The sequence below is a fragment of the Paenibacillus sp. 37 genome (assembly GCF_008386395.1).
In the GTDB taxonomy this organism is placed as follows: domain Bacteria; phylum Bacillota; class Bacilli; order Paenibacillales; family Paenibacillaceae; genus Paenibacillus; species Paenibacillus amylolyticus_B.
This window is the reverse complement of the sequence record NZ_CP043761.1, coordinates 6,417,479-6,443,717: the sequence shown is the minus strand read 5'-3', so window position 1 is coordinate 6,443,717 and position 26,239 is coordinate 6,417,479. Positions and strand designations below refer to the sequence as shown.

Sequence of the window (26,239 nt, the reverse complement as noted above, 5' to 3'; positions counted from 1 at the left end):
TGAAAACATGACAAAAAAGCAGGCGAGAACAATCAAGTTCTCGTCTGCTTTGTTATCCACCAATCTGGGACATGCGGCGTACCGTCGGTGTATGAGATTGCATTTTTTGTTCCAAAGCCAGAGCCATCTCATGATTCTTCGGTTTCGTACCCAGTGCTTTGAGGAAGAGTGCCGCCATGGCATCCGGATCATCCACGAAGCGGCGAACATTATACTCATCCGACCAGTACAGGCAGGCTTTAATATGTCCGTCAGCGGTCAGCCGAAGTCGGTTGCAATTGTCACAGAAATGATCGCTCACGGGATGAATCAATCCGAATGTGCCTTCGGAGCCCACAATTTTCATATTGCGTGATGGGCCATTGCCCGCAGGGCCTGTTGTATTTTCTACCGTCCAGCCTGCTTCAGCGCATACATCTGTTACGGCTTCCAGCGGCAAATAAGATTTGCGCCATGAATCTGAAGCCTGTCCAATCGGCATATATTCAATAAAACGCACATGAAGAGGTTGATCCATCGTCATAGCAATAAAATCCTTGATCTCATCATCGTTGATACCCTTCATCAGTACAACATTCAGCTTGATCGGAGCAAGGCCAGCGGCTGTTGCAGCTTCAATGCCTTTCAGCACCTTGTTCACATCTCCGCCCCGGGTAATCATGGAGAAACGATCAGCGCGCAGGGAATCCAGACTGATGTTAATCCGGTTCAATCCAGCATCTTTCAACGTCTGAGCTTGTTTGTCCAGCAGAAGAGCGTTGGTCGTCAGGGCAATATCGTCAATCCCGTCAATTGCCGAGATCATGCTGACGAGCTTGTGCAAGTCCTTGCGTACCAACGGTTCGCCCCCAGTGAGTCGGACTTTGCGCATGCCCATCGGCGCAAGTACCTTCAGCACCTGTGCTATTTCTTCGTAGCTCATAATCTCATCATGTGGAGCAAACTCCATACCCTCTGCGGGCATGCAGTACACACAGCGCAAATTACAGCGGTCCGTAACAGAAATACGGATGTAGTCATGTATCCGGCCAAATGAATCCTGAAGCAGTTCCATGGAGACCACCCTTTCATCGGTTCAGATTGGAAATCTTCTATTATAAATGATACGACAATTTCAAAAGGAACAGTTGCATCAAATTTTAGCTATTTCTCCAATCCACGTCAACGATGACGTCAGATGACAGCATTTTTGGCGGGGTGGTTTAGATGGAATTGTCCCACGAGTTGTTGCAGAAAGACCGTAATGGCTTCCACGTTATGCGAAGAATGCTGAACCTGTAACATATCACGGATCAGCTCCATCATCTCGGCCTCCACTTCAGCGGAAGTAGCCCGATTCTGATGGCTGATTGCAGCAATATTCTCCATAAGCATGACCACTTGATCCACGACTTGTGTGCGCTCAGGTTCTTCAGCGGTAGCATTTTGCAGAAGTTGCGAAGCGGCCTGAACCAGTGTTGTTCCTTCAGCAAGTACCTGATCACCCTCTGTGATTAATTGGGATGCAGCTCCTGCTGCAGTTGAGATTCGGTCCAGAATCTGATGAATATTTTCAGTAGAAGAACGGGATAAATCAGCCAGCTTACGAATTTCCCCTGCCACAACCGAGAAGCCTTGACCATGTTCACCCACGCGTGCAGCTTCAATGGTAGCATTTAGAGCCAGCAGATTGGTCTGAGCTGAAATTTCATCAATGACAGCCAGTGCGCGGTAAATCTCTTTCATCGTATCCATGAAGGACAGGATGGTACGATTAGTATCGGATACCGCTCCTGAGATTTGGGTCATTTTATCGCCGATTCGTTCCACTTCCTGCTGGGCCACGCCGATCTGTTCGGTTGCAGAGGTCTCCAGTTGTTGCAGCGTTATGCGCATGTGATCGGCAGCAATTCTGGCCTGGTCGAGATCTTCCAGTTGGGTGCGGATGGCCTGGATCATTGAACCAAGCTTTTGGTTCACTCGTTCAGTCGTGCCCTGGGTTGTCTCTGTTGAAGTTCGCATCTGATACTGGTTGTCCATAACGTCTACCGTGGCAAGTTGTACCTTCAGCATAATGCCTTCCAGAGAATCAATCATGTTGTTGATCCACTTCGCCAGTTCGCCTGATTCATCTTGGGCAAAAGCAGACGTGTCCAGGCGTTGGGTCAGATCACCTCTGCCTTCGGCGTTAATTCGAATAAATCGGCTGATGCGACGCAAGTCTTCATGAACTCGTCCATATTGGCTGCGATGCAGCTGTAATGCAGTGAAGAATCCAAATAACACATTAAAAGCGGCCATTGCTGCCGTGCTCCAACCACTACCAGTGAAGGCATAGACAAGAGCTGCTCCTGCAATGCCTGACAAAAGCGTGAAGAGACTATGTTGCTTGAACTGACGCCAGCCGATGCTTCGTATCCGATACACTTCCTCCAGATCCCCTTCACACATCATGCCCCAGCGATCAGGACAGTGTGGCAGCTGGAAGGTGATGCCTTTGCCGATCACAGAAATATGTCGGTAATCCGAGTAACCGGGAAAAGCTACGAACAGATTGGAACCATTCTGAATGGTGTTGGCTACTCCGGGGTGAAGTTCTCCGGTTGATGGATCGGTGAACATGAGTTCCAGCTCGGTATGCTCCTTAACGGAAACGATTCCCCAATCGGTGGTGACACCATCTTTCAGATTTTCCCCATGTGTAAAGGTACGGTCTTCGAAGCGGCTTCGGGATAAGGCGGTGCCGGGTTGCAGATGAGGCCGTAATATCGACTCGGCCATAAAGAGGTAATTGTCACCGGAATCGGGATAGATATGACCGGACTCTCGTTGGATCAGGTCACCCAGTACATCCCCGGGTACACGGCTGCATAATGAACCGACATAGCGACCTTCCTGCAGAATTGGTGAGATAAACAGCAAGGTGACATCATCGTGAAAAGCGGACGAGCGTGGACCAATATCCAGCGTCAGTGGATCAGAGTAAGGACCATACAAGCATTTTTTTTCATGTCGATCTGCTCTGGAGTACTTCAATCCTGGTCCTATCAAAGCTTCGTGATCCTCATAGATCTGTCCAATATGTTTCTTATATGTAGAGAATACCACCTGATTCTGTTCGTTCATCATGAATAGCTCCGTGCTATCAACGGCTCGAATATAACTGGATTGAAACGATGCTTCTAGTTTGCTTCGTTGCTGTGAATCTTTTAATACATCCTGTAATTGGACCGACTGTATCTGTTGAAGCAAACGGTCCAGGTGATTCCATTGTTCATCTGCCCAGTCCATCATGAGCTGCCGTCTCGTTTCGGCAATTCCCTCAAAAATCTGTTCCACATCTTCCTTCATATGTGCGTTCAACCGATACGATCGCCAGAGCGGCAATCCTTTTCTCCATCCCAGCCAATCAAACATCATGACCACCCCGATTTCTGGATTTGAAAGCTTCGTTCTACTGGTCTTTGTATGACAAAGGAAGCCAGCCTGCGTGGTGATTGATCCGGAATAGTGATACCGCCTTCATCATTCAGGAGCCTTGACTCACGTGGAGGTGGGAGCCCTTGTACGTCTATTCAATCTTTATACAAGAAAATGGACAAGAATACGAGGGCATATGTCATATTTTCCGAATATTTATTCAATAAATACAAATGATCGTGCGTTTGTTGTTAAGTGAAATGTATGTTAGCTAAATACGAGGAAAACTCACATGGATGTATTTGAGAATCCGTCTCATTTTACATTGTGTAACATGAACAGGCCCATACTCAAAACACACTGTATAATGTAATCCCCGCCCAAAGCGATATAGTATTATCTAACAAGCAAAACCTGTTACGTTCGTGTATATAAACCTCCCATTCAGCCTTGGTGTGCAATGAAAATAACTTCCACAAAGGAGAATGCCCATGTCCTCCGCACCCTCAGCTACAGTCCCCGAAGCCTGCCATATTGATGTAGATCATGTGTCCGTTGTCTTTGGCACAGGTACACAACAAGTCACTGCTTTGTCGGATGTTACATTCCAGATCCAGTCCAATGAGTTTGTCTCTCTGCTGGGCCCTTCCGGCTGTGGCAAGTCGACCTTGCTCCGGTTAGTGGGTGATCTACTTCAGCCCACCTCAGGCACCGTTCGCATTGCCGGTCAGGAGCCTGAGCGGGCTCGGCTACAGCGACAGTTCGGTATTGTCTTCCAGACACCTGCCTTGTTCGATTGGCGCACCGTTCGTCACAATGTGGAATTGCCACTGGAGCTGCTCGGTACCCGCCGGAAGGAGTGTCGCCGCATTAGCGGTGAGCTGCTTGAAATGGTAGGGCTAACCCGCTTCGCCGACCATTATCCATGGCAGCTCAGCGGAGGCATGCAGCAACGAGTATCCATTGCGCGTGCCCTTGCGCTTGATCCACCATTGCTACTCATGGATGAACCCTTCTCGGCCCTGGACGAATTCACCAAAGAGAAACTTCAATTGGAGCTGCTTGAGATCAAGCGCTCGACAGGCAAGACCTTCCTCTTTGTCACACACAGTATCCCCGAAGCGGTATTTCTGTCCAACCGGATCATCGTACTCTCGGCGCATCCGGGGCAAGTACATTCCATTCATTCTGTGAATCTGCCTCCTGGACGTCATAGTGAACTGAGAGAAACGGATGCTTTCTACCACATGATTACGACCATCCGCAACTGCTTCTACGAGGAGCGTGATGAATCTCATGTCTCTGCAGTTCTTTAGACCGGGATATCGATCCTGGGTCGTCATCTGGATTATGGCCGTATTGGTGCTGTGGGAAGGAATCGCCTGGATGCTCCAACTGTTCCTGTCACCCCAGCAGGCAGCTTCTCGCCTTCCATATCTGCACGATGTGCTTGCAGCGTTGTTTCGTTACTCGGGTACGCTCGCAGAGCAGGGGGCTGTCACGTTTGGCAATGCAGCCATTGGTTTTGCAGGGGGAACGTTGCTTGGCCTGGGTCTGGCGCTGCTCATGAGCGCAGCTGTCTGGCTGGAGCGCACGTTATCGCCATATGTAGTCTCCTCACAGATGGTTCCGGTTATTGGTCTCGCCCCAATTGTGTACGGCATCATCCACAACGCGGAGTGGGCGCGGATTGTTATGGCGGCGTACGTAACTTTCTTCCCGATCATCATCCATACGTTAAAAGGATTGAAAAGTGCAGCACCAGAGCACCTGGAACTGATGCGTTCCTGTGGAGCTTCACTAACTGCACGATATATCAAATGCCTGCTGCCCTCAGCACTGCCGGGACTATTTTCTGGTATGAAAATAGCCGCTCCGCTGGCGGTGACCTCCTCCATCGTTGTGGAATTGATGGGAGCTCCCGATGGACTCGGCGTCCTGATGGTCAGTTCGTTATATTACGGCCATGCCCAAGTGGGCATGTTCTGGGCCACCATCATGCTTAGCATTGGCATTGGCCTGATCTCGTATCTGGCCATCAGTCTGGCTGAACGTTGGCTAACCCCTTGGCAGCCTGAATTCAGGGCCAAAGGAGGGGATGCCATATGAGTGAAGGTAGAGTTTTGCAACGGAAGAGGGATGAAGGTGTAGCCATTGCTGCTGTAACTGGCGCGGCTACGAACCTCACTGGTTCACAGATGACGATTGTTCCAGGTTCGGAAATTCATGGACAACAGGGACAAGCCGAAAAGGCCAGATTGGGCTCTGGCGTTCGCGGAAGATCTGTTGCGCTGAGTATGCTTCCATGGGGTGCGGGTGCGTTGTTTCTCACCCTCTGGCAGCTCAGGATGTTTCATTGGATATTTTCGTTGGAAAGCTACCAACTGCCCGTGCCTTCCGCCATTGCGGCATCCATTCAGGAAAATGCCAATATGCTCTTTCGATATGCGATGTACAGCGGAACCGAAATGCTGGGAGGCTTTTTACTCGGTTCATTGTTGGGTGCTCTGGCAGCGGCAGGTGCATCATTCTTCCCAACAAGTGGCAGGGCTGCGGTTACGGTTTTGTCTGCACTGAATGCAGTTCCCATCGTGGCTCTTGCCCCGATTATGAATAATTGGTTCGGTGACGGGATATGGTCCCGTATTGCTGTTGTCACGGTGATTACAATGGCCGCTATGGCCGTCAGCCTGTTCAAAGGGCTGACTTCCATTCAGCCGCAGTACAGTGATCTGCTGAGTGGCCTTGCCGCGAGCAGGATGCAGTTTTTTTGGAAGCTGAGATTGCCTCATGCGCTGCCTTCCCTCTTCGCCGGTCTGAAGATCAACATGTCGACCAGTATTATCGGGGCCATTGTGGGTGAATTTTTCATCGCCTCCCAAGGGCTGGGATACTTGCTCTCGGATCAGATTCGATTGGCGAACATGCCCTTGGCCTGGTCCTGCATTGTCATCGCCGCCGCGCTCGGCATTGTGTTGTATGAAGCGGTTGTCCTGGCAGAAAAGCGATTCATTCCTTGGAATCGTGCACGCACAGATCACTAACGTACATCAGGATAGCAACCATAGATTGATAGAGCTGGTGAAGTAGAGCCTCACACTACCTGATTGAAAAATCGTATATACACAGGGGGTTGTTCTGTACATGTACAAAACGTTGAAGTCGGGTTTGCTGGTATTGGTCCTGTTGGTTGTTACGATGCTGAGCGCATGTTCTACGAAGCCCGAGCCGGCGGCTGAGCCTGTTGCTGCGAGTTCAGGAGGGGCGGGTGAAGCAGATCAACCCTTAACCAAAGTGAAAATTCAACTGAAATGGGTGCCGCAGGCGCAGTTTGCCGGGATCTATGCAGCGAAGGAAAAAGGTTTTTTTGCAGATGAAGGCATTGATGCCGAGATTATTCCGGGTGGCCCGGATATCGTGATTGAGCAGCAGGTGGTCAATGGCGCGGCCGATGTGGGCATTACGGGTGTAGACAGTTTGCTGGTCAGCCGGGATAACGGTCTGCCGCTTGTCTCGCTCGCCCAGATCTCACAGAAGAGCAGTTATCGCTTGATCGCCAAGAAGTCGCTAGGTATTACCGATCCCGCTCAGATGAAAGGCAAGAAGGTCAGTACCTGGTTCGGCAGTCAGCAGTTTCAGGTGCTCGCGTTCATGGAGAAGAACGGCCTGGATCCGAAGAAAGACATTGAACTGGTGAAGCAGGGCTTCACGATGGATCAATTTTTCAATGACCAGGTAGATGTGGCGACGGCAACGATCTATAACGAATACCACGTTGTACTGGAAAGTGGAACGAAAGAATCGGATCTGGACGTGTTCAACATTGAAGATGCCGGTGTTGGCATGCTGGAGGATACGCTGATTGCCAAGAAAGATTGGGTAGACAGTAATCGTGAGCTTGCGGTCAAAGTGACCCGTGCCATTCTGAAAGGCTGGAATTACGCCATCGATAATCAGAATGAGACGGTGGATATCGTGATGAGTAATGTGACGGAGGGCAGTACCACCCGTGAGCATCAGGTCACGATGCTTGAAGAGATTGCAAAGCTGATTCGGCCGGAAGGATTTACAGAGCAGCAAGTCGGCAGCTTTGTGGATGAGTCATTTACCCGAACTGCGGATATTGCGCTGAATTATGGCTTGATCAAAAAAGCTGCAAACCTGGATGAAGCACTGGAGAAAAGCATCTATGAGGAAGCAGTGAAATAAGCGTGTGGAGGAGGATGACGAATGAGTTCTGTGGATCAGCAGCCTCAGCCGCTTGGCGGCACGAAGGAAGAATGGCTGGAGAAGGATCGCAAATATGTATGGCATCACATCTCGCCTCATAACGATCATCCGATGATTGCGGTAAGTGGGGAGGGCAGCTGGATCACCGATCAGGATGGTACACGTTATCTGGATGCGATGTCTGGACTATGGTGTGTGAATGTGGGGCATGGCCGTGAGGAGATTGCGAGAAGTGCCTACGAACAGATGAAAGCACTCGCTTATGTACCGATGACGCAGAGTCACGAACCGGCGATTTTGCTGGCGGAGAAGCTAAATGAATGGTTGGAGGGGGAGTATCGAATTTTCTTCTCCAACTCGGGTTCAGATGCGAATGAGGTGGCTTTCAAAATAGCCCGTCAGTATCACCATCAGAATGGTGAGCCTACTCGGCACAAATTCATCTCCCGTCACCGTGCCTATCACGGTAACTCTATGGGGGCACTGGGCGCGACCGGGCAAGCCGCCCGCAAGATCAAATACGAGCCGCTCGGCGTAGGTTTCTCTCATGTTCCACCACCGTATTGTTACCGCTGCCCGTTTGGGCGAAACAAGGATGGATGTGGACTCGAGTGTGCAACCATCTATGAAGAGGTGATTCGTTGGGAAGGTCCTGAGACGGTTGCCGCAGTGATTATGGAGCCGGTGATCACTGGGGGTGGCATGATTGTTCCACCGCCGGATTATATGCGCACCGTGCAAGAGATCTGTCAGCGCTATGGCGTGCTGCTCATTGTCGATGAGGTCATCTGTGGTTTTGGCCGCTCGGGGCAGAAGTTTGGTCATCAGAACTATGGTATACAGCCAGATATGGTGACGATGGCAAAAGGCATGACCAGTGCGTATTCACCGCTATCAGCAACGGCGGTGCGAGCCGATCTGTATGACACGTTCCGGGAACCCGGACCGGATGCGCATTTTCGTCATGTGAATACATTTGGTGGAAATCCGGTGTCCTGTCGGGTAGCGCTGGCGAATCTGGAAATCCTGGAACGAGAGAATCTGGTCAGCCGTGCGGAGGAACTGGGATACCTGCTTCGTGAGAAGCTTGAACCATTGCTGGAGTTGTCCGTGGTGGGGGACATCCGTTCATTCGGATTCGCCTGCGGGGTGGAGTTGATTGAAGCGGATGGTTCTCCTGCGGAAGCGGATAAAGTGATGAAGGTGCTCGCCAGTTGTAAGCGGGATGGCATTCTGATCGGCAAGAACGGAGATACAGTGCCAGGGTTTGCGAATATTTTGACGATCTCCCCGCCGTTTGTCACCACCGAGGAAGAACTGGACCTGATCGCAGGAAGTTTGCTCGCTGCGTTGCGAAGTCTGGATGCGAGTTAGTAACTGGATATGGATGAGAACGCACTGTACGACAAGTACGACAGAAGTGTTGGCAAGCAAAATAAAGTGTTTCAACACATGACGTGATAACTATTCGCAAGGAGGTGAGGGAGATGCAGACCACGACAGGCAAACTCATCAACCAGCTTCGGTTGAATGAGCGAATTGAGCAATTGTCACAGATTGGCCGAATCGCAGAGACGGGTGTCTGCCGACTTGCCCTGACCCCGGAAGATATGGACGGCATTATACAGGTTCGTCTGTGGATGGAAAAGTCCGGTCTGACGACGCGACTTGACCCCTTCGGCAATCTGATTGGTCGTCTGGAAGGTGCGGATCAGGTACTGCCGATTCTCATGATTGGTTCCCACATCGACTCTCAGCCGTATGGCGGGCGATATGATGGAGCGATTGGTGTGCTAGGCGCACTCGAAGCGGTGCAATGCCTGATCGAAAATGGCATTCAGCCCCGTATGCCGATTGAGGTGATTGCTTTTTGCGATGAAGAGGGTTCCCGTTTTAACAAAGGCCTGTTCGGCTCACGTGGTATAACTGGTCAGTTGGAAGAAGGCGAACTGGAGCGGCAGGATAAAAACGGAGTGACCCGCCGGGAGGCGCTGGAAGCCTTCGGCTGTTCTCCTTCGGATTTTGAAGAAGCGATCTATCCGCCAGGTTCCATTTGCAGTTATCTGGAGCTGCACATTGAGCAGGGGCCAGTGTTGGAATCGCTGAATGCTCCGATAGGTCTGGTGACGGGGATCTCGGGCCCGCTGTGGCTTACGGTTACGATGAAAGGTATGGCGGGTCATGCTGGCTCCGTTCCAATGGGCATGCGGCATGATGCTTTGGCAGGCAGCGCCAGAGTTATTTCCGCTTTTGACGATATGGTGAGAGAAGACCCGGAAGCACCAACTGTAGGTACGGTAGGAAGTCTGAGGGTGTTTCCCGATTCGCGTAATATCATCCCAGAGGAAGTCAGCTTCACGGTTGATCTACGAGACATGGAGATGGAACGCAGGAACCGGATGGAAGCCCGCTTGATGAACATTTTGGATGACGTGAGTTCCCGATATGGTCTAACGTATTCGCTTACCGAGGATACGAACAGTGAGCCAAGGTATTGTGCAGAGTCAATCCAATCGGTGATTCGTTCATCTGCGGAAGAGATCGGGATTACTTTGCCAGAACTGATGAGTGGTCCGTTCCATGATGCGTTGGCCCTTTCGCGTGTGTGTGATTATGGCATGATTTTTGTCCGCAGCAAGGACGGCATCAGTCATCATCCCAGCGAGTATTCCTCTCCGGAGGATATTGGACTCGGCACGGAAGTGTTGTATCGAACCATTCGAAGGATGTGCGGTGGAGTGAACCAACCAACCATTTTACCTGAGGAGGCGTTGTGACAATATGGGCAAAATCAGCATCGGATTAATCCAGGCTTCACATGAGATTGAAGGTTCGGCTCCCGTTGAAGTTCACAAAGAGGCTGCGGTTCAGAAGCACATCACGTTGGTCCGTGAAGCTGCTGCAAGAGGGGCCAAGATCATCGGGTTGCAGGAAGTATTCTATGGACCGTACTTTTGTACAGAGCAGAATCCCAAATGGTATGCATCCGCTGAACCGGTACCGGAAGGGCCAACGACCAGACGTTTTCAGGAGCTGGCGAAGGAGCTTGCGGTGGTGATTATTTTACCCGTGTACGAGGTGGAGGGCATTGCTTCGTATTACAATACGGCAGCCGTTATTGATGCAGATGGTACGTATCTGGGCAAATACCGCAAACATCATATCCCGCATGTGGAAGCAGGTGAGGGTACAAATGGGTTCTGGGAAAAGTATTATTTCAAACCAGGCAACCTCGGGTTTCCGGTTTTTGATACGGCATACGCCAGAGTTGGCGTGTACATCTGTTATGACCGTCATTTTCCGGAAGGGGCGCGTTTGCTTGGGCTGGCAGGGGCAGAGATTGTGTTCAATCCGTCCGCTACGGTTGCGGGTACATCTGAATATCTGTGGAAACTGGAACAACCCGCTCACGCAGTAGCTAATGGCTATTATGTGGCAGCCATCAACCGGGTCGGCGTGGAAGCGCCGTGGAATATGGGTGAATTTTATGGGCAGTCGTACTTGGTCGATCCACGAGGCAGAATGGTTGCCATTGGCAGCAGGGATCAGGATGAGGTCGTCATTGGCGAGATGGATACGGAGATGATTCGTGAGGTACGTAATGTATGGCAGTTCTACCGTGATCGCAGGCCGGAAACGTACGAACATCTGGTTAGTCTGTAGGAAGCGGCAACACGTGATCGGTAAGTGATTCTGTCAGCGGGGTGGAACGTATAATGCACGCAAGTTTGTTCGAGTTTGAGATAGCGTAGATCATTCTCCAGGAGGTGCATGACATTGATGAACAGCTCAGGAACAACGTTATCCGATTATGGTTGGGAGAGTCGTTTTGCCGAGATGAAACCCGCCATGACAGGTAAGGAAGCGATGGAGGAATCGAACCGCTGTCTGTACTGTTACGATGCACCTTGTATCAAGGCTTGTCCAACCGACATTAATATCCCTTCTTTTATTAGCAAAATATCAACAGGGCACCTGAAAGGATCGGCCCGCACCATCATGGATGCGAATCCGGTGGGAGCTAGCTGCGCACGTGTCTGTCCCACAGAGGAACTGTGTGAAGGCGCATGTGTGCTAAATGAATCGTCGAAGCCGATTCGCATTGGTGACTTGCAGCGTTACGCCACCGACTGGGCGCGGGAGAAGAATGAGCCGTTGTTCCAGGCGGCACCTGCCAATGGGAGAACCGTCGCTGTCGTGGGAGCGGGGCCAGCGGGACTATCTGCGGCACGTGAACTGGGGCGCGCAGGGTATGAGGTGACGATCTATGAAGCCAAACCCAAAGGCGGTGGGCTAAACACGTACGGCATCGTATCCTTCCGTCTGCCCGAATCGGTTGCGTTATGGGAAGTGGATCAGGTGGAAGCGCTGGGTGTGCAGATCCGTTACGGGGTGCGCATTGGTGTAGATATTCCTGCTACGCAGTTGCTGGAGCAGCATGAAGCGGTCATTTTGGCCTGTGGCATGGGATCGGTGCCCATGCTGGGCATTGAAGGAGAGACACTTGAAGGTGTCTATGATGCGATTGAACTGGTGGAGTCTACGAAGCAGGGTGTTCCGCCGGCACTGAATGGCCTGAAGGTCGCCGTGATTGGCGCGGGCAATACGGCGGTAGATGCAGCGACCTGTTCGGTGCGTCTGGGTGCCGAGCGGGTGCAGATGTTATATCGGCGCGGGGAAAGCCAGATGACGGCGTATGCGTTTGAATATACGTTTGCCAAGCAGGAGGGGGTGGAGTTCCGCTGGTTTACGATGCCGCAGCGTATTATTGGAGACGAGAACGGTCGGGTTCAGGCTGTGGAATGCGTGAAAATGGAGCTAATTACCCCGCCTGGCGGTGGGCGTGTATTGCCTGTGCCTGTGGAAGGATCGGAGTTCATGATCGAATGTGATACGGTCATCCGGGCGATTGGGCAGCATCGTTTATTACCATTAATCGAAGCATTTGGACTGCGTCACCACTGGGGCGTCGTTGAGATCGAACCGCATACGTACCGTACCTCGCATCCTCAGATTTATGCGGCAGGAGATGTCATTTTTGGTCAGGGTGTGGGTGAGGCGATGGTTGTCTCAGCTGCACAGCAGGGTAAGTTGGCCGCCGCCGCAGTCATGAAGGCATTGCCCGGGCAGGTGGAAGAGACGGCGTGAGTGGTGAGGAAGGAAAGGGAAGTAAAGAGCACGGAAAGTGTGCAATGAAAGGGTGCGAGGAAAGAGTACGGGTGGGAGGACGCTAGGGACGGCTAGAGTGTTGAAGGTGTAGATCTGAGCAAGAGGTCTGGTGTGCATCGAAACCCTGTGTCCCTGATGCGCTAACCAACCCTACACACCTTATAGTGGCAATTATGGAGGATTGAAAAATCTAACGAATCTCACACGTCTTATGTTGACAAAAAATCGTTGAAATGAAGCCGAAATGAGCTGTTACAGCAATATAAACTTTCTACAATTCGTTAGATTTTGTAATTGCCGCAAATGAGTCAAATAAGAGCTGTAAGGTTCGTTAGAATTGAGGTGCTATCCAGACACACCGTTACTACGCAGAAATCATGAGTACGACTAAATATCCAGTGCTAACGATATGAATTGAACTAAATTTTTACACGAAACGGAGAGGACAGCAGCAATCTGAAGAAGCGGAGTGTCCAGTGTAACTAATAAGGTCAAACACCAAGGAGGGATCGTTATGGCTGACTTATCCATTAATCTGGCAGGTATTCGATCACCCAATCCATTCTGGTTGGCTTCTGCACCACCGACCAATACGGGGTATCAGGTCCAGCGTGCGTTCGAAGCGGGCTGGGGCGGCGCGGTGTGGAAGACACTGGGTGAGCCGATTATCAATACATCCTCGCGTTTTGCGGCAGTTCATTTCGGTGGACAGCGGGTGGCGGGGTTTAACAATATTGAATTGATATCCGATCGTCCGCTGGAAGTGAATCTGAGGGAGATTGCCGAGACCAAGAAGCGCTTCCCGGATCGCGCGGTTGTCGCTTCACTGATGGTGGAACCTACGCGGGAGAAGTGGCATGAGATTGTGAAAAAGGTGGAAGCCGTCGGCGTCGACGGTCTGGAACTGAATTTTGGCTGCCCGCATGGCATGGCTGAACGTGGTATGGGAGCCGCCTCTGGTCAGCAACCTGACTTGGTCGAACTACAGACGATGTGGGTGAAGGAAGTGGCAACCACACCGGTGATTGTGAAGCTCACGCCGAATATCACGGATATTACGGCGACCGCCCGGGCAGCTGTACGAGGAGGCGCGGATGCGATCTCTCTGATCAATACCATTAACTCCCTGGCAGGTGTGGATCTGGATTCGTGGAATACCGTGCCGCATGTAGGGGGCAAAGGAGCACATGGCGGATACTGCGGCCCAGCGGTGAAGCCCATTGCACTGAACATGGTTGCCGAGTGCGCACGTAATCCGGAGGTGGGTGTGCCGATCTCGGGGATTGGTGGCATATCCGACTGGCGGGATACGGCAGAGTTTTTGCTCATGGGTGCTACAGGGGTCCAGGTATGTACCGCAGCGATGCATCATGGATTCCGCATTGTGGAGGACATGATTGATGGTTTGAACGATTATTTGGACGAAAAGGGTCTGAGCAGCGTAGCAGAACTGGTAGGTCAGACGGTTCCGCGTTACTCGGATTGGGGCAATCTCGATCTGAACTACAAAGTGGTCGCCCGCATCAATCGCGATGTCTGCATCAATTGCAACAAATGCCATATTGCTTGTGAGGACACCTCGCATCAGTGTATTGATATGTTGACCGACCCGTCTGGCTCCTATCTGGAAGTGGTGGAAGAGGACTGTGTTGGCTGTAATCTGTGTTCGATCGTTTGCCCGGTGGATGGGGCGATTGAGATGGTGGAACTTGTGCCAGAGCAGGAACCTGTAACCTGGAATGAACGTCAGTCTGCGATTGCGATGCTGCAATCCGTTAGAGATCAATCAACCAAGGAGGCGATATCATGAGTACCCGCAAATTGATTCGTAATGGTGTGTTGGTGACAGCGTCAGATACCTTTGAAGCAGATATTTTGATCGAAAAGGGTAAAATCACACAGATTGGCATCGGACTGGTGCCTGACGAACGAACGGAAATGGTGGATGCAGCCGGCTGTTACGTTATTCCGGGCGGTATCGACCCGCATACACATCTGGATATGCCATTCGGTGGGACGGTAACGGCGGATGATTTTGCGACGGGAACAACAGCGGCAGCCTTTGGTGGTACAACAACGATTATTGATTTCTGCCTGACACAAAAAGGCCGTCCATTAATCGAATCCCTCCAGGAGTGGCATGCCAAAGCCGAGGGTAAAGCTGCCATCGATTATGGGTTCCATCTGATGATTGGTGAGATGAATGATCAGGTGCTGGAGGAGTTACCGCAGATCATTGAAGAAGAGGGTGTGTCATCCTTCAAGGTGTTCATGGCGTATAAAAACCAGTTTCAAGCCGATGACGGGATTCTCTTCCAGACGTTGCAAAAGGCAAAAGAGTATGGCGCACTCGTCATGGTGCATGCCGAGAACGGGGATGTTATTGACCTGCTGGTTCGACAAGCACTTGCCGAAGGGCGCACGGAGCCGATTCATCATGCGCTAACTCGTCCATCCATGCTGGAGGGAGAAGCGACAGGCCGGGCGGCCCGGTTGGCTGCACTTGCGGATTCACAGTTGTATGTGGTGCATGTGACCTGTGCAGAAGCGGTGGAGCAGATTGCGCGCATGCGTGAAATGGGTTACCGAATCTGGGGGGAGACCTGTCCTCAGTATTTGACGTTGGATCAGTCGATCATGGATCAGCCGGACTTCGAGGGTGCGAAGTATGTCTGGTCACCCCCGCTGCGGGAAGCAGCTCATCAGGACGTGTTGTGGAATGCATTGAAAAGCGGTCAGTTGCAGACGATTGGCTCTGATCATTGCTCGTTTAATTTCAAAGGACAGAAGGATCTGGGCAAGGATGATTTCAGCAAAATTCCGAACGGGGGGCCTGTCATCGAAGATCGCCTCAGTATTCTGTATTCGGAAGGTGTAGTCAAGGGGCGGATTACGCTCAATCAATGGGTCGATCTATGTTCAACAAGAGCAAGCAAGTTGTTTGGATTATTTCCGCAGAAAGGGACTCTGGCTATAGGGACAGATGCGGATATCGTTATTTTTGACCCCTCTGTAAACAGGGTGATCTCGGCAGATACGCATCATATGAATGTGGATTACAGTGCATTTGAAGGCATGCAGGTACAGGGTTGTCCGGTGACAGTGTTGTGCCGCGGGGAGTATGTCATTCGAGATCGGCAGTATGCCGGAACAGCAGGGGCAGGACAATATGTGAAGCGCAACAAGTATGATGCAGGTGCACCCATACCGATGAAACAGCCTGTGACGGCAGTGAATGGAGGGAGAAGCTGATGTCGGATCATGATGTGTTTGAGGCCGAGAGGGTCGCCATAGAGCGAATGGTTGCACAGGGTTATCGGATCTATGCGGTACGGGAACATCTGGAGGGTGCTCACGTCATATGGGAGCACCCGGATCTTCCCGAAGAGAAACAAGAGCAATACGTGGGCACGGCGTCTGGACGGAAGTGGTTCAGTCACATCCTGATTCGCCAGCTTCAGGAGTAGCGGGGAGCTTAGACGATGCTGGAGTTCTTCATGCGATTGGCCCATGAACGTACTCATAGGCGTAGATGGCAAGTTCGATCGCGACCCTTTTCTCGGGGAGGATGTAGTCTTCTCCCAAAAGTGCTTCGATTTTGTCCAAACGGTGATACAGCGTCTGTCTGACGATATATAGAGCGGTGGCCGTCTCTTGCTTGGAGCAGCACAGGACCAAATATTGTTTGAGTGTGCGCAGCAACTGACCTCCTTTCTCTACATCGTAACGGATGAGCGGCCCCAGATATTCTTCAATGAAATCATCCAGACTGCCGCTTTGCTTCATACTGGCGATGATGCGGTAACAATGAAGATTACTGTAAAAGGGCTGTTGCATCACACCGATGTCCTTTTGAATTCGCAGTGTCTCCTTTGCGGATTCCAGACTATCTTTGAGACGGGAGAGGTCTGTGCAGTTATGACCGATACCGATCAAGCCTGAGAAGAGATAGTGGGTCTGTTCCTGCTCGTGCTGCTGCAGCTGTTCGATGCAGCGCCAGAGACTGCTTTTGCGCTGAGATCCAGGTAGTGGGTCGAGAATGATAAGAATGATCTGGTGATTCAGAACGGTGCTGTAGAGTGTGAAATTCTCCCGAGCGAACACGGAACGGGCAACGATGTTGCGTTGGATCAATAATTTCTGAAGTTTGAGGCTGTCTGTGTATGAGGGGTTGCTGTCAAATAAGATAATCGTGGCTTTGCTCGTTGCGAGAAGGGAATTAACGGTGGATACATATTCATGGATTTCCTTCGTGGAGTGATGTCCGTTAAGCCAGTCAATGACCCACATATCTTCTTTGTAGCGGCGTTTCTCTTCCATGTATTTGGTTCGCATCCAGTCCTGGGCAATCGCGGCCGCGCACCGTTCCAGTGCCTGAATGACGAATTCATCCGATGGTTTGATCGGTATGCTTGAATCTTGATCCGTCGGCTTTTGATACTTCAGCACAAGATCGGCAAAGGTGTAGTCTAACGCCTGAACAGGCATGCTGAGTGCATGCAATGTGTTATCTGACAGCCGCATTATATTCGGAATAACTTCTCCCGCCAAATGTTCACGCTGCAAAAACCAATCCTGCCGACGAGTCTCCAGCTGCTCTGGAGAGCAATAGGGAACGGCACTTGCTTCCCCTTCAAGTGGATATAATGCCACGGCACATCCGGTTGTTCGTGACAATAATCGAAGAAGAGGTTGTACGCCATCTCCATTCAGAAGAAGTTGGTTAAAGGAGGTGGTGAGACTATCGAGTTCCGCAATCATCCGCTGATGACTACGAATCAGAGTGAAATGCAGGTCTTGCGTAATATCAATATAACGGACCTGTTCGTGGAACCAGATCAGCGGGAAATCCGCTGCGACTGCAATTTCTTTCATCGCACCGAGTTGCGATTTGGTGTGATCCCCCAGCTCCATGCAGAGTCCGGCAGCCCCACGTGCAATTAACTGACGCAAAAAGGACAGGCCATGCTGCTCACCTTCCTGCCAGCCAATGCCTGTCGTCAGCACCAATTCCCCGCCATTGAGCAAGTCCCCTACCTCAGGAACCTCCATGATATGAACCCAGCGAACATACCGCTCCAGCGCACGATCACTGGCCAAGATTTCTGCCTTACGAAACACGGGTCGTTTTAACATGTCTCTGACTTGAATATGAAGCGTTGTCTCCCCCACACAACCACCGTCCTTCCCCAATAACATGTGATCTATCTGGAGTCTGGAATCCGTCAACTTGCATAATTAATCCATATTATAATTCCATTTACAGCCGGTGGGCTAAAATCTCACGTTCATTTGTTTTAAATGACAAATAGGTCTCTTCTTTTTGTGATTTTGATTAAAAAGATGTGTTTCTATGTCAGTCTATGTGATGGATTCTCTACTCCAATGAGAGCGAGGCATATGCTCCTGAATTAGTTTTCTCTTATATAAAGCTATTAGCTCCGCTTCTTAGAATATTTCTGTCGTCGATATCTCGTTTGAATTTACATAAAAAAGCCCCTTAGCATTACATCGGAATTCAATCATTCCAATATGTGCTAAGGGGCGAGAGGTTAGAGCGTATAGTCTGTATTTAAGATGTAATCGAACCGTTACATGAGCACGATCAACTACTTCTTAATCTTCGATTCTTTTCTTTTTAAATTTCATCAGGAACTCATACACAATCGGTACGATAACCAGCGTGAGCAGCGTGGAACTGATCAGACCGCCGATTACGGTAATTCCCAATCCTTTGGAGATGATACCCGCACTCTCTTCGAGACCCGTAACCAGTGGCAACAGGGCACCGATGGTTGCGAGAGCGGTCATCAGAATTGGACGCAGACGTGTTGCACCGGCTTCCAGCAAGGCTTCACGGGTAGGCATACCCTCTTTTTCCTTGTGAATAACACGGTCGATCAACACGATGGCGTTGGTGACCACGATCCCGATAAGCATCAGTCCACCCATCATGGCGGAGACGTCAAGTGTACCCCCAGCGATGAACAGACCTACCATAATACCAATCACCGTAAATGGCAGGGAGAACAGGATGGCGAATGGTGCCAAACCGCCGCCGAACGTTACAACAAGCACGAAGTATACAATGGCGATGGCCGCCAGCATGGCTAGACCAAGCTGAGTAAAGGTATCATTAATCTGTTCGGTTGTACCGCCGAACTTCACTTCAACGCCGTCAGGCAGATCCAACTTGTCGATCTCAGCCTGTAAGCTACTTGAAGCTTTCGTTACATCCGAAGCCAGGATGTTGGCTGTCACTTGTACAACCACTTTACCATCAATTTGCATGATGGAGTTCGGGGATGTGCCTTCTTCCACTTTGGCAACATCTTTAATCGGTACTTCGATGCCAAGCGGAGAAGTGACGGTTTCATCCTCAATCTCATTAATGCTGCTGAATGTTTTATCGTCGGTCTCTACATATACTTTATACGTTTTGTTATCAATATCGACTTCCGTGAGCACAGGACGTTCGCGTGCCGGGCTCAATGCCATAGCCAGTTGGCCTGCAGTCAAGCCCAGGGAACTTAATTTCTCCTGATCTGCCACGAGCGTATACTGCCCGTAGGTGTCAGCGAGAGTCGTATCTGCTTTTTCAAAATTATCCGTATCCGCTTCAACCAGTTTCAGAATTTCGTCCGATACAGGTTTGAGTTGCTCTACATTATCGCCATAGATGGATAGGCTCAGGCCACTGCCACCCAGACCGCCGGACATGTCGAGCTCGTTCCAGGTTCCTACGGTAACTTCTTTTTTCAGACCTTCTACTAGTTGTTCCTTCACTTTTGTAAAGTCTTTTGTATCTTCGTTATATTCAATATAGAAGAGGGCCGAGTTGGAACCACCGCCACCCATGCTGCTCAGTGGGTTACTTCCGCCGATGGAATATTGCATTTTCTCCAGACCCGGTTGTTTCAGCAACCACTTCTCTGCAACGAGTGCTTCTTTTTCTACATCTTCACGCAAAGCTCCTGTTTGTGGACTGTACGTAATGGTCACATATTTATCCTGTTGTTCCGGCAAGAAGCTTGCACCGATGAATGGGTACAGGAACAAACTGCCGACCAGCAGGATCACTGCAATACTGACTGTGATGAGTTTGTGTGATAGTGTCCAGTTCAGCAGGCGTTTGTAACCTTCCGCCATCTTGCCTGGTTTTTCTTCGTGATTCTGCTTGTTCTTGAGTCCTTTACGGAACAGGGAATGCGCAAGCATCGGCACGATGGTAATGGCAACGATCAGGGATGCCAGCAAGGCAAATACCATGGTCAATGCAAATGGCAGGAACAGCTCGCCCACCATACCGCTTACCAATGCCAGTGGCAGGAATACCGCAATCGTTACGATTGTGGAAGAAAGGATTGGCACAAACATCTCGCGCGTTGCTTCGCGAACCAGTTCACGACCTTTCAGTTTCTCACCTTTGAGTGTTAATCTGCGGTAGATGTTCTCGATAACCACGATGGAGTCATCGACAACCCGTCCGATGGCAACCGTCATGGCACCCAGTGTCATCATGTTCAAGGTAATATCCATTATATTGAGCGCAGTCAATGCCATGAGCAAGGAGAGCGGGATCGAGATTATGGAAATAATGGTTGAACGAATATTACGCAGGAACAGCAAGATGATCAGGATAGCAAACAAAGCACCAAAAACAGCTTTGCCCAGCATCGTGTTCACCGAGTCCTGGATCGGTTTACCTTGGTCAAGCAGTACAGTCAGATCTGCATTTTTGAACTGCTTCTGCAATTCTTCCGCTTTGTCTTTGACTGCATTCACGACATCAACCGTGTTGGCGTCATTGGATTTTACAACGGAAATACCGATGGATTCCTTGCCGTCTGTCCGGGAAATGGATTCCGCTTGACCGATGACTTCGATCTTGGCAATTTCACTTAGTGTTACAGTTGGAATACCAGGCATGTTGGCAGCACCTGTAGGGCTACCTGCACTGGCATTACCGCCAGCTGCTTGGCCTGCGGCCGGGTCTGTTCCCTGTGCAGATCCAGGAGCGGTACCTTGAGCTGCTTCACCAGAAGCCGAGCCTTCACCTGTTGGTGCTCCAGAGCCTTGTGGGGCTGCGTTTGAACCATTGCCTGCAGAAGCGCCGGCACCGCCGGGTACGACTGGAATGGCAAGGTTTTTCAGATCATCGATGTCGACGATGTTGCCATCTACGACAACGGCTTTCTGGGATTTATCCAGTTCGAACAGTCCCAGGGGCACACGAATGGATGAACCTTGAACGATGCCGTTTACCGTGTCTTCCGTTAGGCCCAGCTCGGCCATTTTGGCTTGATCAAACTTCAATTGAACTTCTTTTACATATTGACCGGAAACCTGAACCTGAGCTACACCGTCAATATCTTCGAGTGCAGGCTGAATATCCGATTCAACCAGTCGTGTCAATTGTTCCAGGTCACCGCCGTCCTTGTCAGACAGGCTCAGCGATACAACCGGGAAAGAGTTAATGCTGAACTTGGAAATGGTCGGCTTCTGCACGCTGTCAGGCAATTGAACTTCATTCAGTGCCTCACGAACGGTTGCCGTTGCGTTGGTTAGATCTGTTCCATAATCAAATTCGAGTGTGATCGATGCTGCATTCTCCATGGAAGTGGAGGTCACCGTCTTCACGCCATCTACATTACGTAGTTTTACTTCCAGCGGCTTCGTGACATCCTCAACAATTCCCTCCGGTGCAGCCCCCGGATCAATGGCAGTGACATTCAGAAACGGTACGTTGATGTTCGGAATGGTCTCTTGCTTCATCGTCAATCCGCTGTACAAACCTGCGAAAGAGATGATAATCGTCAGAATCCAGATCGCAAACTTGTTGTTCAGGGAAAAATTAATAATACCTTTCATACGATGGTTTCTTCTCCTCTCTGTTTCTCCTGTTTATGTGTGTGACGAGTCAGCAGGGATGAACCGGCTATACATGGCATCCAGAATATGCTGAAGCTCGGAATGCAAGGGTTGAATGGCAGTTACGTTCTCCAGATTGTGCATCATGCCTAGAATAATGGCACGCCGCGGCGTGAATTCCATCATCTCCTGTCTGAGAATGGCAATGGTTTCAAGTGCATCATTCTTCGGTTGCCCTGCGGGCAAATCGGAGACGGCGATATCCTGCATTTGTTTGATGATATGGATTGGATGTCGCATCACCGTGGAATCGGGTTGGGCCTCGGTAATCCAGGCAGGCCATTCCTCCAGAGGAATCAAAGGCTCAGGTCGCTGGTTAAGAAATCCATGTGCGGCATAGTCCATCATTTGCAGCAAGTTTGTTGCCATTTTGGTAACGGTGAGAGATGGCATCTCTGTAAACCAGATTTTTACATAGGAGAGGAACAGTCCGTGTGTCAACAAAATAAGATCAATCGTATATGGTTCAATCTCCCGTCCATACTGCTCTTCCAGCTTATCCTTAAACCAATGTAAGGTACGGATCTCCAGATCTCTTTGCTGTGGATGGCACTGTTCCTTGCGTTGCTGTTCATCATCCATCATCATGCTTCGCAATTGTACCCGCAAAAATTCCTTGAATTCGGCTACATGAATGAGCAGTGTTTCGATCTGCTTGTGCAGGCGTTCTCGCGAGGAGAGGCTGGTTTCATGCTCAATCTGCGTCATCTCGTCCATTAGTGTGTACATGCAGTACTCCAGGGTACTGGCTTCTAATTCCTCTTTGGATTTGAACATGATATAAAGGCTGCCTTTGGACATCCCGCATAGTTCGGCAATCTCTTGCATGGATGTTGCAGCACTGCCTTTGGATGAGAATAACTTGAGTGCTGTAGTAATGATGAGCTTTTTCTTCTCATTCATCTCATGTATAGGGTTCATTAACGATGCATTCACCTCATCAGGGAACTTGTGAGTTCTTGAATTGACTTTAAGGTCAAACCAAGTATAAACGATCTGGTTGAAGGAATTCAAATGGGAGTAAATTGGAAAACTAATATGGAGGAAAGAGGACGATCAAAGGGAAAAACAACAACATGTAACAAAGTGTAGCCTGTATGTACGATAGGGTGTTGCTATCAAGAACGTTTAAGTTAGGCTCCTCCAGTGAAGGCGTACAAGGCGAGTATGATAATGGCGACTAGCGCGAGGAGATAGAAGATGGCCATGCCGATCAGCAGGGCATACCCTGTATAAGAGCCCATGCGTGCCAATAATTTTCTCATGATTACAACATCCTTTCTTACGTGGCAGAGTATAAAGAGGTTCCCTATTTATATCATATCCCAAAAAAGACGACTTCCTGATCGAAGTCGTCTTTTTTATTTTACTAAATTTAATAGATATCCTAATGGAAGCTAAGAAGTACACGATACCGGAGATTGCAGAACCGACTTGAAGAAACGAAGTGGTCGCCTTAAAGCTTTCTGTAAGAAAGCTTCTTCGGAAGCATATGCTATCACCGGATTTATCCCTCTTCAAAGGGAATCAAAGAAATCTGGGGATAACAGCGATCAGAAAGTGGTACTGGAATCGGAGTTATAAAGTGTAATTCAGTTGTTCCATTATGTGATCAGTTTAAGACCAACGGCTGCCACCAAAATCATCGCGATAAACAGGAGACGCTTCGCTTCTTTCCGTTCACCGAACAGGAACATGCCTGTAAGCGTACTGCCGACCGTCCCGATCCCCGTCCACACGGCATACGCTGTGCCCATCGGGATGGACGTCATGGCGTAGGACAGCAGCGAGAAGCTGAACACAAATGATACCAGCATCAGTACGATATATGGCCATCCTTTCTTGGTGGAAGCACCATTAATACCGATTACGCCGAAAATTTCACATATCCCTGCACCTACAATTGCCATCCAAGCCATTATACTGCACCTCCTTTGGCTTCTTGCTGATCCGTAACCAGCTTCAGTCCGATTACGCCGCAGAGCAGCAGCCCGATGAGCAATACTTTGGCCAACCGGAACGGCTCACCGAACAGTACCATCTCCGTAAGGACGGTGCCCGCCGTACCAATTCCCGTAAAGACGGCATACACCGTACCCACAGGCAGCCTTTTGGAAGCGGCAATGATCAGTCCAAAGCTGATCACGATGGCAATCCCCGTCAAAGTCCACTCCCAGGCATTCGAGGCATGTTTCAGCCCGCTTACCCAGACAATCTCAATAATTCCACCAATAAATACATATAACCAGTTGCGGTTCATGTTGTTAAATCTCCTTCCGGCACAACGCTTTGTGCCTCTTCGTTCAAATGATGAATGCCATGCCAAAAGACAGGCCAGGATGCTTCCAACCGTCTCTTGTACCGGCGGGAACTTCCATAGATAATCTCCACGGTAATCCCGTCGAGGAACGTCATAAATGCAATGGCTGCCTGTTCCGCAGGAATGGGCGGAATATCTCCATGACGCATTGCCCGTTGCAGCAAACGAGTCAGCGCACGTTCCATACCATCGATAAACGGATACACTTGATCCATCACTTCGCCATACAGAGAAAGGGGTGGGTAGAAACAATTGCGCAGCATCAAGCGGGCTGACGCATGGGCATTGTATTCTTGTTCGAACCAGATCAGTAAACCCTTCAGCCTCTGCTCCAATGGCAGATCCTCATGATCACGGAAATATTCGAGTGTGTGCCGTGTTACTTCGTGAAATGCAAACGATAGCGTGTGTAAAAACAAGTCATCCTTGCAGCTGAAATGTGCATATATGGACGGTTTTTTAATCCCGACTTCATCAGCAATAGCTCTCAGAGAAGCCCCCTCATAGCCATCTCTGGCAAAATGGAACAGGGCTGCATCCCGAATGGATTGTGCAGTCATCAGATCACCTTCCTAACGGTCGTTAGGTAATTATATTTTCACACTTCACATCCCCTGTCAAGATGAAAATATCCGCCTGCACAGTAGAGTACAGGCGGATATAACAGGTATGAATGTGGTTTTTGATCAAAAGGTTGTAAAACCCAGAATCAGTTGCAGCTTATATAGGATACCTTTCAAAAACGTAGTCTTCTCCTGGAACTCATCCAGGTCTAACGTGAATTCGGCATCATTATTATTCCAAATACGCTCGAAATAATTCGCGATATCAAGCGTGAACTTATTGTCTGGAGGAGCAGCAATCCATAAATCATTTTCCAGATTGTAGTCATTCAGGTTTCGAGGTGTGAAGTTGGTTGAACCCCCGAGGACAATATGATCACCAGTTGCTTTGGCAAGATAGATCATCTTGGTGTGGTATTGCTCCTTGGTGGTGTTATACCAGCGGATCTGAATTTTACCGTCGGATTTATCATGCAATTCAGCAGCGACAGGGCGGTTCGGAATACCGATCTTTTCCTGACCAAAGGCATTTTCATTTGGATCCAGTACAAGCCGGATCTCGGTTCCTCGTTTTGCCGCTTCCAGCAGGGCTTCCAACACTTTCGGAGAGGCCACATAGAACATGCCCATCCATAAGGTGTCACCTTTGCCAGCTTGATTGATCTCATGGAGTACGGCGTCATTAACCTTGCCTTCAGTTAAATAGCGAATTCGTAGGTCTCCCGTGTTTGAATCCGTGGAAGGGTCCGTGTAGGTTGGAACCTGGCCTCCGCCTGAGATATCCAGTACAGCTTGCTCTGACTGAAGAATATCGCCAATGATTGGACCTGTTACTTCAAATGCAATATTCGAGTGGTAGGCACTCGCATCATGGATATTGCCAGAAGAGACAATCGCCGTCTTCTCACTAACCACAACTTTGCGATGATTGGCCTTCACATTGAGCAGCTTGAGATAGGAACGCACAGTGACATCCGGACCATCCGTGGCCATCAGGTTTTTGATCCAGCCATCTCCAGATTGCCCAAACCATTGGAAGAAGGTCCGCCAGACCGCAGAGTATACTGGAGTTGAATCACGCAAAGGGTCCACATCCGTGATGACCACATGAATGCCTGCTTGTTTCATTTGTTCCAGCAACGGATTAGGTGCTGAGTTATAGTTGGTATTTACTTCATCAGTAATAAACCAGATGTCCATATCAGGATGCTGATTTTTTTTGGCGACCAGCGCTTCGGTGAATTCAGTACTCACGGGAGGAAAGTTCTGTCCCTTATGCTGATAATTATTGAACAGGAACATATCCACCAGGACAAATTGCTCTGCTTCCTCCACAATTTGCATCATGCGCTGGAAAATCTGCTGTTCGTGCTGCATCTGTCCGTCGGAGGAAGGATAAGTGAGGTCATGCAGGAACTCGACTTGATCCACCCGATACTCCGGACTTTCGTAGGAAATGCCCGTTGGTAATGGTTTGTAGGTCTGATAGAGCATGACGGCGATGAGCCATAGGACCAATAGGACGAGTCCTGTTCGTATGTATGGAAATTTGCCGCGTGAAGACTTGCGGTCTGATGTATGGCGGCGTAATGAGACCACGGTGGACTCCCCCTTCTGTACTTGCTGA

The 26,239-nt window shown here is 49.9% G+C and carries 20 protein-coding genes; 11 read left to right on the top strand and 9 right to left on the bottom strand.

The features are described 5' to 3' along the window. Positions 1-52: 52 nt before the first annotated feature. Together moaA and F0220_RS27650 are read right to left on the bottom strand one after the other, a co-directional pair. The gene (gene moaA, locus F0220_RS27655) at positions 53-1,054 is read right to left on the bottom strand and encodes a GTP 3',8-cyclase MoaA (RefSeq protein ID WP_105600170.1); all 1,002 of its coding nucleotides are present in this window, start codon (positions 1,052-1,054) and stop codon (positions 53-55) included. Positions 1,055-1,173: 119 nt separating this feature from the next. After that, positions 1,174-3,399 carry a methyl-accepting chemotaxis protein gene (locus F0220_RS27650; RefSeq protein WP_308737346.1) on the bottom strand — a complete coding sequence of 742 codons (2,226 nt, stop codon included), beginning with the start codon at positions 3,397-3,399 and terminating at the stop codon, positions 1,174-1,176. Between the two features lie 491 nt (positions 3,400-3,890). On the opposite strand from F0220_RS27650, the gene F0220_RS27645 reads away from it, so the two are divergent. From F0220_RS27645 to F0220_RS27595, 11 genes are all read left to right on the top strand, one after another. Further along, positions 3,891-4,715, top strand: a complete 825-nt coding sequence (locus F0220_RS27645; RefSeq protein WP_105600167.1) for an ABC transporter ATP-binding protein — start codon at positions 3,891-3,893, stop codon at positions 4,713-4,715. Continuing rightward, complete coding sequence (locus tag F0220_RS27640) at positions 4,696-5,508, top strand: ABC transporter permease (RefSeq protein ID WP_105600166.1); 813 nt, start codon at positions 4,696-4,698, stop codon at positions 5,506-5,508. The genes F0220_RS27645 and F0220_RS27640 overlap by 20 nt, the downstream gene beginning before the upstream one ends. Further along, positions 5,505-6,443, top strand: a complete 939-nt coding sequence (locus F0220_RS27635; RefSeq protein ID WP_223199791.1) for an ABC transporter permease — start codon at positions 5,505-5,507, stop codon at positions 6,441-6,443. The genes F0220_RS27640 and F0220_RS27635 overlap by 4 nt, the downstream gene beginning before the upstream one ends. A 100-nt stretch (positions 6,444-6,543) precedes the next feature. Then, a complete protein-coding gene (locus F0220_RS27630) occupies positions 6,544-7,608 on the top strand; it encodes an ABC transporter substrate-binding protein (protein WP_105600164.1) in 1,065 nt (354 codons plus the stop codon). A gap of 21 nt (positions 7,609-7,629) precedes the next feature. Next, positions 7,630-9,003 (top strand): aspartate aminotransferase family protein, encoded by a 1,374-nt coding sequence (locus F0220_RS27625; RefSeq protein ID WP_105600162.1) that lies wholly within the window; start codon positions 7,630-7,632, stop codon positions 9,001-9,003. 113 nt (positions 9,004-9,116) lie between these two features. Next, a complete protein-coding gene (locus F0220_RS27620) occupies positions 9,117-10,406 on the top strand; it encodes a M20 family metallo-hydrolase (protein WP_105600160.1) in 1,290 nt (429 codons plus the stop codon). Between the two features lie 4 nt (positions 10,407-10,410). Next, on the top strand, positions 10,411-11,292 hold the full coding sequence (locus F0220_RS27615) for a nitrilase-related carbon-nitrogen hydrolase (RefSeq protein WP_091012887.1): 882 nt from the start codon (positions 10,411-10,413) through the stop codon (positions 11,290-11,292). 117 nt (positions 11,293-11,409) lie between these two features. Continuing rightward, positions 11,410-12,777 carry an NAD(P)-dependent oxidoreductase gene (locus F0220_RS27610; RefSeq protein WP_105600159.1) on the top strand — a complete coding sequence of 456 codons (1,368 nt, stop codon included), beginning with the start codon at positions 11,410-11,412 and terminating at the stop codon, positions 12,775-12,777. A 535-nt stretch (positions 12,778-13,312) separates the two neighbouring features. Beyond that, positions 13,313-14,608: an NAD-dependent dihydropyrimidine dehydrogenase subunit PreA gene (gene preA, locus F0220_RS27605; RefSeq protein WP_062836927.1), complete on the top strand. Its 1,296-nt coding sequence runs from the start codon at positions 13,313-13,315 to the stop codon at positions 14,606-14,608. Beyond that, positions 14,605-16,050: a dihydropyrimidinase gene (gene hydA, locus F0220_RS27600; protein WP_105600157.1), complete on the top strand. Its 1,446-nt coding sequence runs from the start codon at positions 14,605-14,607 to the stop codon at positions 16,048-16,050. Before preA ends, hydA begins: the two co-directional genes overlap by 4 nt. Continuing rightward, positions 16,050-16,265 (top strand): hypothetical protein, encoded by a 216-nt coding sequence (locus tag F0220_RS27595; RefSeq protein ID WP_105600156.1) that lies wholly within the window; start codon positions 16,050-16,052, stop codon positions 16,263-16,265. Before hydA ends, F0220_RS27595 begins: the two co-directional genes overlap by 1 nt. 28 nt (positions 16,266-16,293) lie before the next feature. Here the strand turns inward: F0220_RS27595 and F0220_RS27590 are convergent, their stop codons facing one another. The 7 genes from F0220_RS27590 to F0220_RS27560 all read right to left on the bottom strand — a co-directional run bounded on the left by F0220_RS27590 (position 16,294) and on the right by F0220_RS27560 (position 26,211). Continuing rightward, the gene (locus F0220_RS27590) at positions 16,294-17,997 is read right to left on the bottom strand and encodes a PucR family transcriptional regulator (RefSeq protein WP_105600651.1); all 1,704 of its coding nucleotides are present in this window, start codon (positions 17,995-17,997) and stop codon (positions 16,294-16,296) included. A 417-nt stretch (positions 17,998-18,414) separates the two neighbouring features. After that, the gene (locus F0220_RS27585) at positions 18,415-21,669 is read right to left on the bottom strand and encodes an efflux RND transporter permease subunit (RefSeq protein ID WP_105600154.1); all 3,255 of its coding nucleotides are present in this window, start codon (positions 21,667-21,669) and stop codon (positions 18,415-18,417) included. Positions 21,670-21,702: 33 nt separating this feature from the next. Further along, on the bottom strand, positions 21,703-22,650 hold the full coding sequence (locus F0220_RS27580) for a TetR/AcrR family transcriptional regulator (RefSeq protein ID WP_091012901.1): 948 nt from the start codon (positions 22,648-22,650) through the stop codon (positions 21,703-21,705). Between the two features lie 683 nt (positions 22,651-23,333). Next, positions 23,334-23,648 (bottom strand): DMT family transporter, encoded by a 315-nt coding sequence (locus F0220_RS27575; RefSeq protein WP_091012904.1) that lies wholly within the window; start codon positions 23,646-23,648, stop codon positions 23,334-23,336. Next, entirely contained in the window at positions 23,648-23,989 is a 342-nt protein-coding gene (locus F0220_RS27570; protein ID WP_017691902.1) for a DMT family transporter, read from the bottom strand. The genes F0220_RS27575 and F0220_RS27570 overlap by 1 nt, the downstream gene beginning before the upstream one ends. Then, positions 23,986-24,609, bottom strand: coding sequence for a TetR/AcrR family transcriptional regulator (locus F0220_RS27565; protein ID WP_091012907.1), 624 nt, complete (start codon positions 24,607-24,609; stop codon positions 23,986-23,988). Before F0220_RS27565 ends, F0220_RS27570 begins: the two co-directional genes overlap by 4 nt. Positions 24,610-24,735: 126 nt before the next feature. Next, positions 24,736-26,211, bottom strand: a complete 1,476-nt coding sequence (locus tag F0220_RS27560; RefSeq protein ID WP_105600152.1) for a phospholipase D family protein — start codon at positions 26,209-26,211, stop codon at positions 24,736-24,738. Positions 26,212-26,239 lie beyond the last annotated feature (28 nt).

Excerpts from the sequence above, each read along its gene's own strand:
- hydA (WP_105600157.1), top strand. The coding sequence starts at position 14,605 with ATGAGTACCCGCAAATTGATTCGTAATGGTGTGTTGGTGACAGCGTCA.
- F0220_RS27630 (WP_105600164.1), top strand. The coding sequence starts at position 6,544 with ATGTACAAAACGTTGAAGTCGGGTTTGCTGGTATTGGTCCTGTTGGTT.
- F0220_RS27575 (WP_091012904.1), bottom strand. The coding sequence starts at position 23,648 with ATGGCTTGGATGGCAATTGTAGGTGCAGGGATATGTGAAATTTTCGGC.
- F0220_RS27650 (WP_308737346.1), bottom strand. The coding sequence starts at position 3,399 with ATGATGTTTGATTGGCTGGGATGGAGAAAAGGATTGCCGCTCTGGCGA.
- F0220_RS27645 (WP_105600167.1), top strand. The coding sequence starts at position 3,891 with ATGTCCTCCGCACCCTCAGCTACAGTCCCCGAAGCCTGCCATATTGAT.
- F0220_RS27620 (WP_105600160.1), top strand. The coding sequence starts at position 9,117 with ATGCAGACCACGACAGGCAAACTCATCAACCAGCTTCGGTTGAATGAG.
- F0220_RS27565 (WP_091012907.1), bottom strand. The coding sequence starts at position 24,609 with ATGACTGCACAATCCATTCGGGATGCAGCCCTGTTCCATTTTGCCAGA.
- F0220_RS27615 (WP_091012887.1), top strand. The coding sequence starts at position 10,411 with ATGGGCAAAATCAGCATCGGATTAATCCAGGCTTCACATGAGATTGAA.
- F0220_RS27610 (WP_105600159.1), top strand. The coding sequence starts at position 11,410 with ATGAACAGCTCAGGAACAACGTTATCCGATTATGGTTGGGAGAGTCGT.
- F0220_RS27640 (WP_105600166.1), top strand. The coding sequence starts at position 4,696 with ATGTCTCTGCAGTTCTTTAGACCGGGATATCGATCCTGGGTCGTCATC.
- preA (WP_062836927.1), top strand. The coding sequence starts at position 13,313 with ATGGCTGACTTATCCATTAATCTGGCAGGTATTCGATCACCCAATCCA.
- F0220_RS27585 (WP_105600154.1), bottom strand. The coding sequence starts at position 21,669 with ATGAAAGGTATTATTAATTTTTCCCTGAACAACAAGTTTGCGATCTGG.
- F0220_RS27625 (WP_105600162.1), top strand. The coding sequence starts at position 7,630 with ATGAGTTCTGTGGATCAGCAGCCTCAGCCGCTTGGCGGCACGAAGGAA.
- F0220_RS27635 (WP_223199791.1), top strand. The coding sequence starts at position 5,505 with ATGAGTGAAGGTAGAGTTTTGCAACGGAAGAGGGATGAAGGTGTAGCC.
- F0220_RS27595 (WP_105600156.1), top strand. The coding sequence starts at position 16,050 with ATGTCGGATCATGATGTGTTTGAGGCCGAGAGGGTCGCCATAGAGCGA.
- F0220_RS27590 (WP_105600651.1), bottom strand. The coding sequence starts at position 17,997 with ATGTTATTGGGGAAGGACGGTGGTTGTGTGGGGGAGACAACGCTTCAT.
- F0220_RS27570 (WP_017691902.1), bottom strand. The coding sequence starts at position 23,989 with ATGAACCGCAACTGGTTATATGTATTTATTGGTGGAATTATTGAGATT.
- F0220_RS27580 (WP_091012901.1), bottom strand. The coding sequence starts at position 22,650 with ATGAACCCTATACATGAGATGAATGAGAAGAAAAAGCTCATCATTACT.
- moaA (WP_105600170.1), bottom strand. The coding sequence starts at position 1,054 with ATGGAACTGCTTCAGGATTCATTTGGCCGGATACATGACTACATCCGT.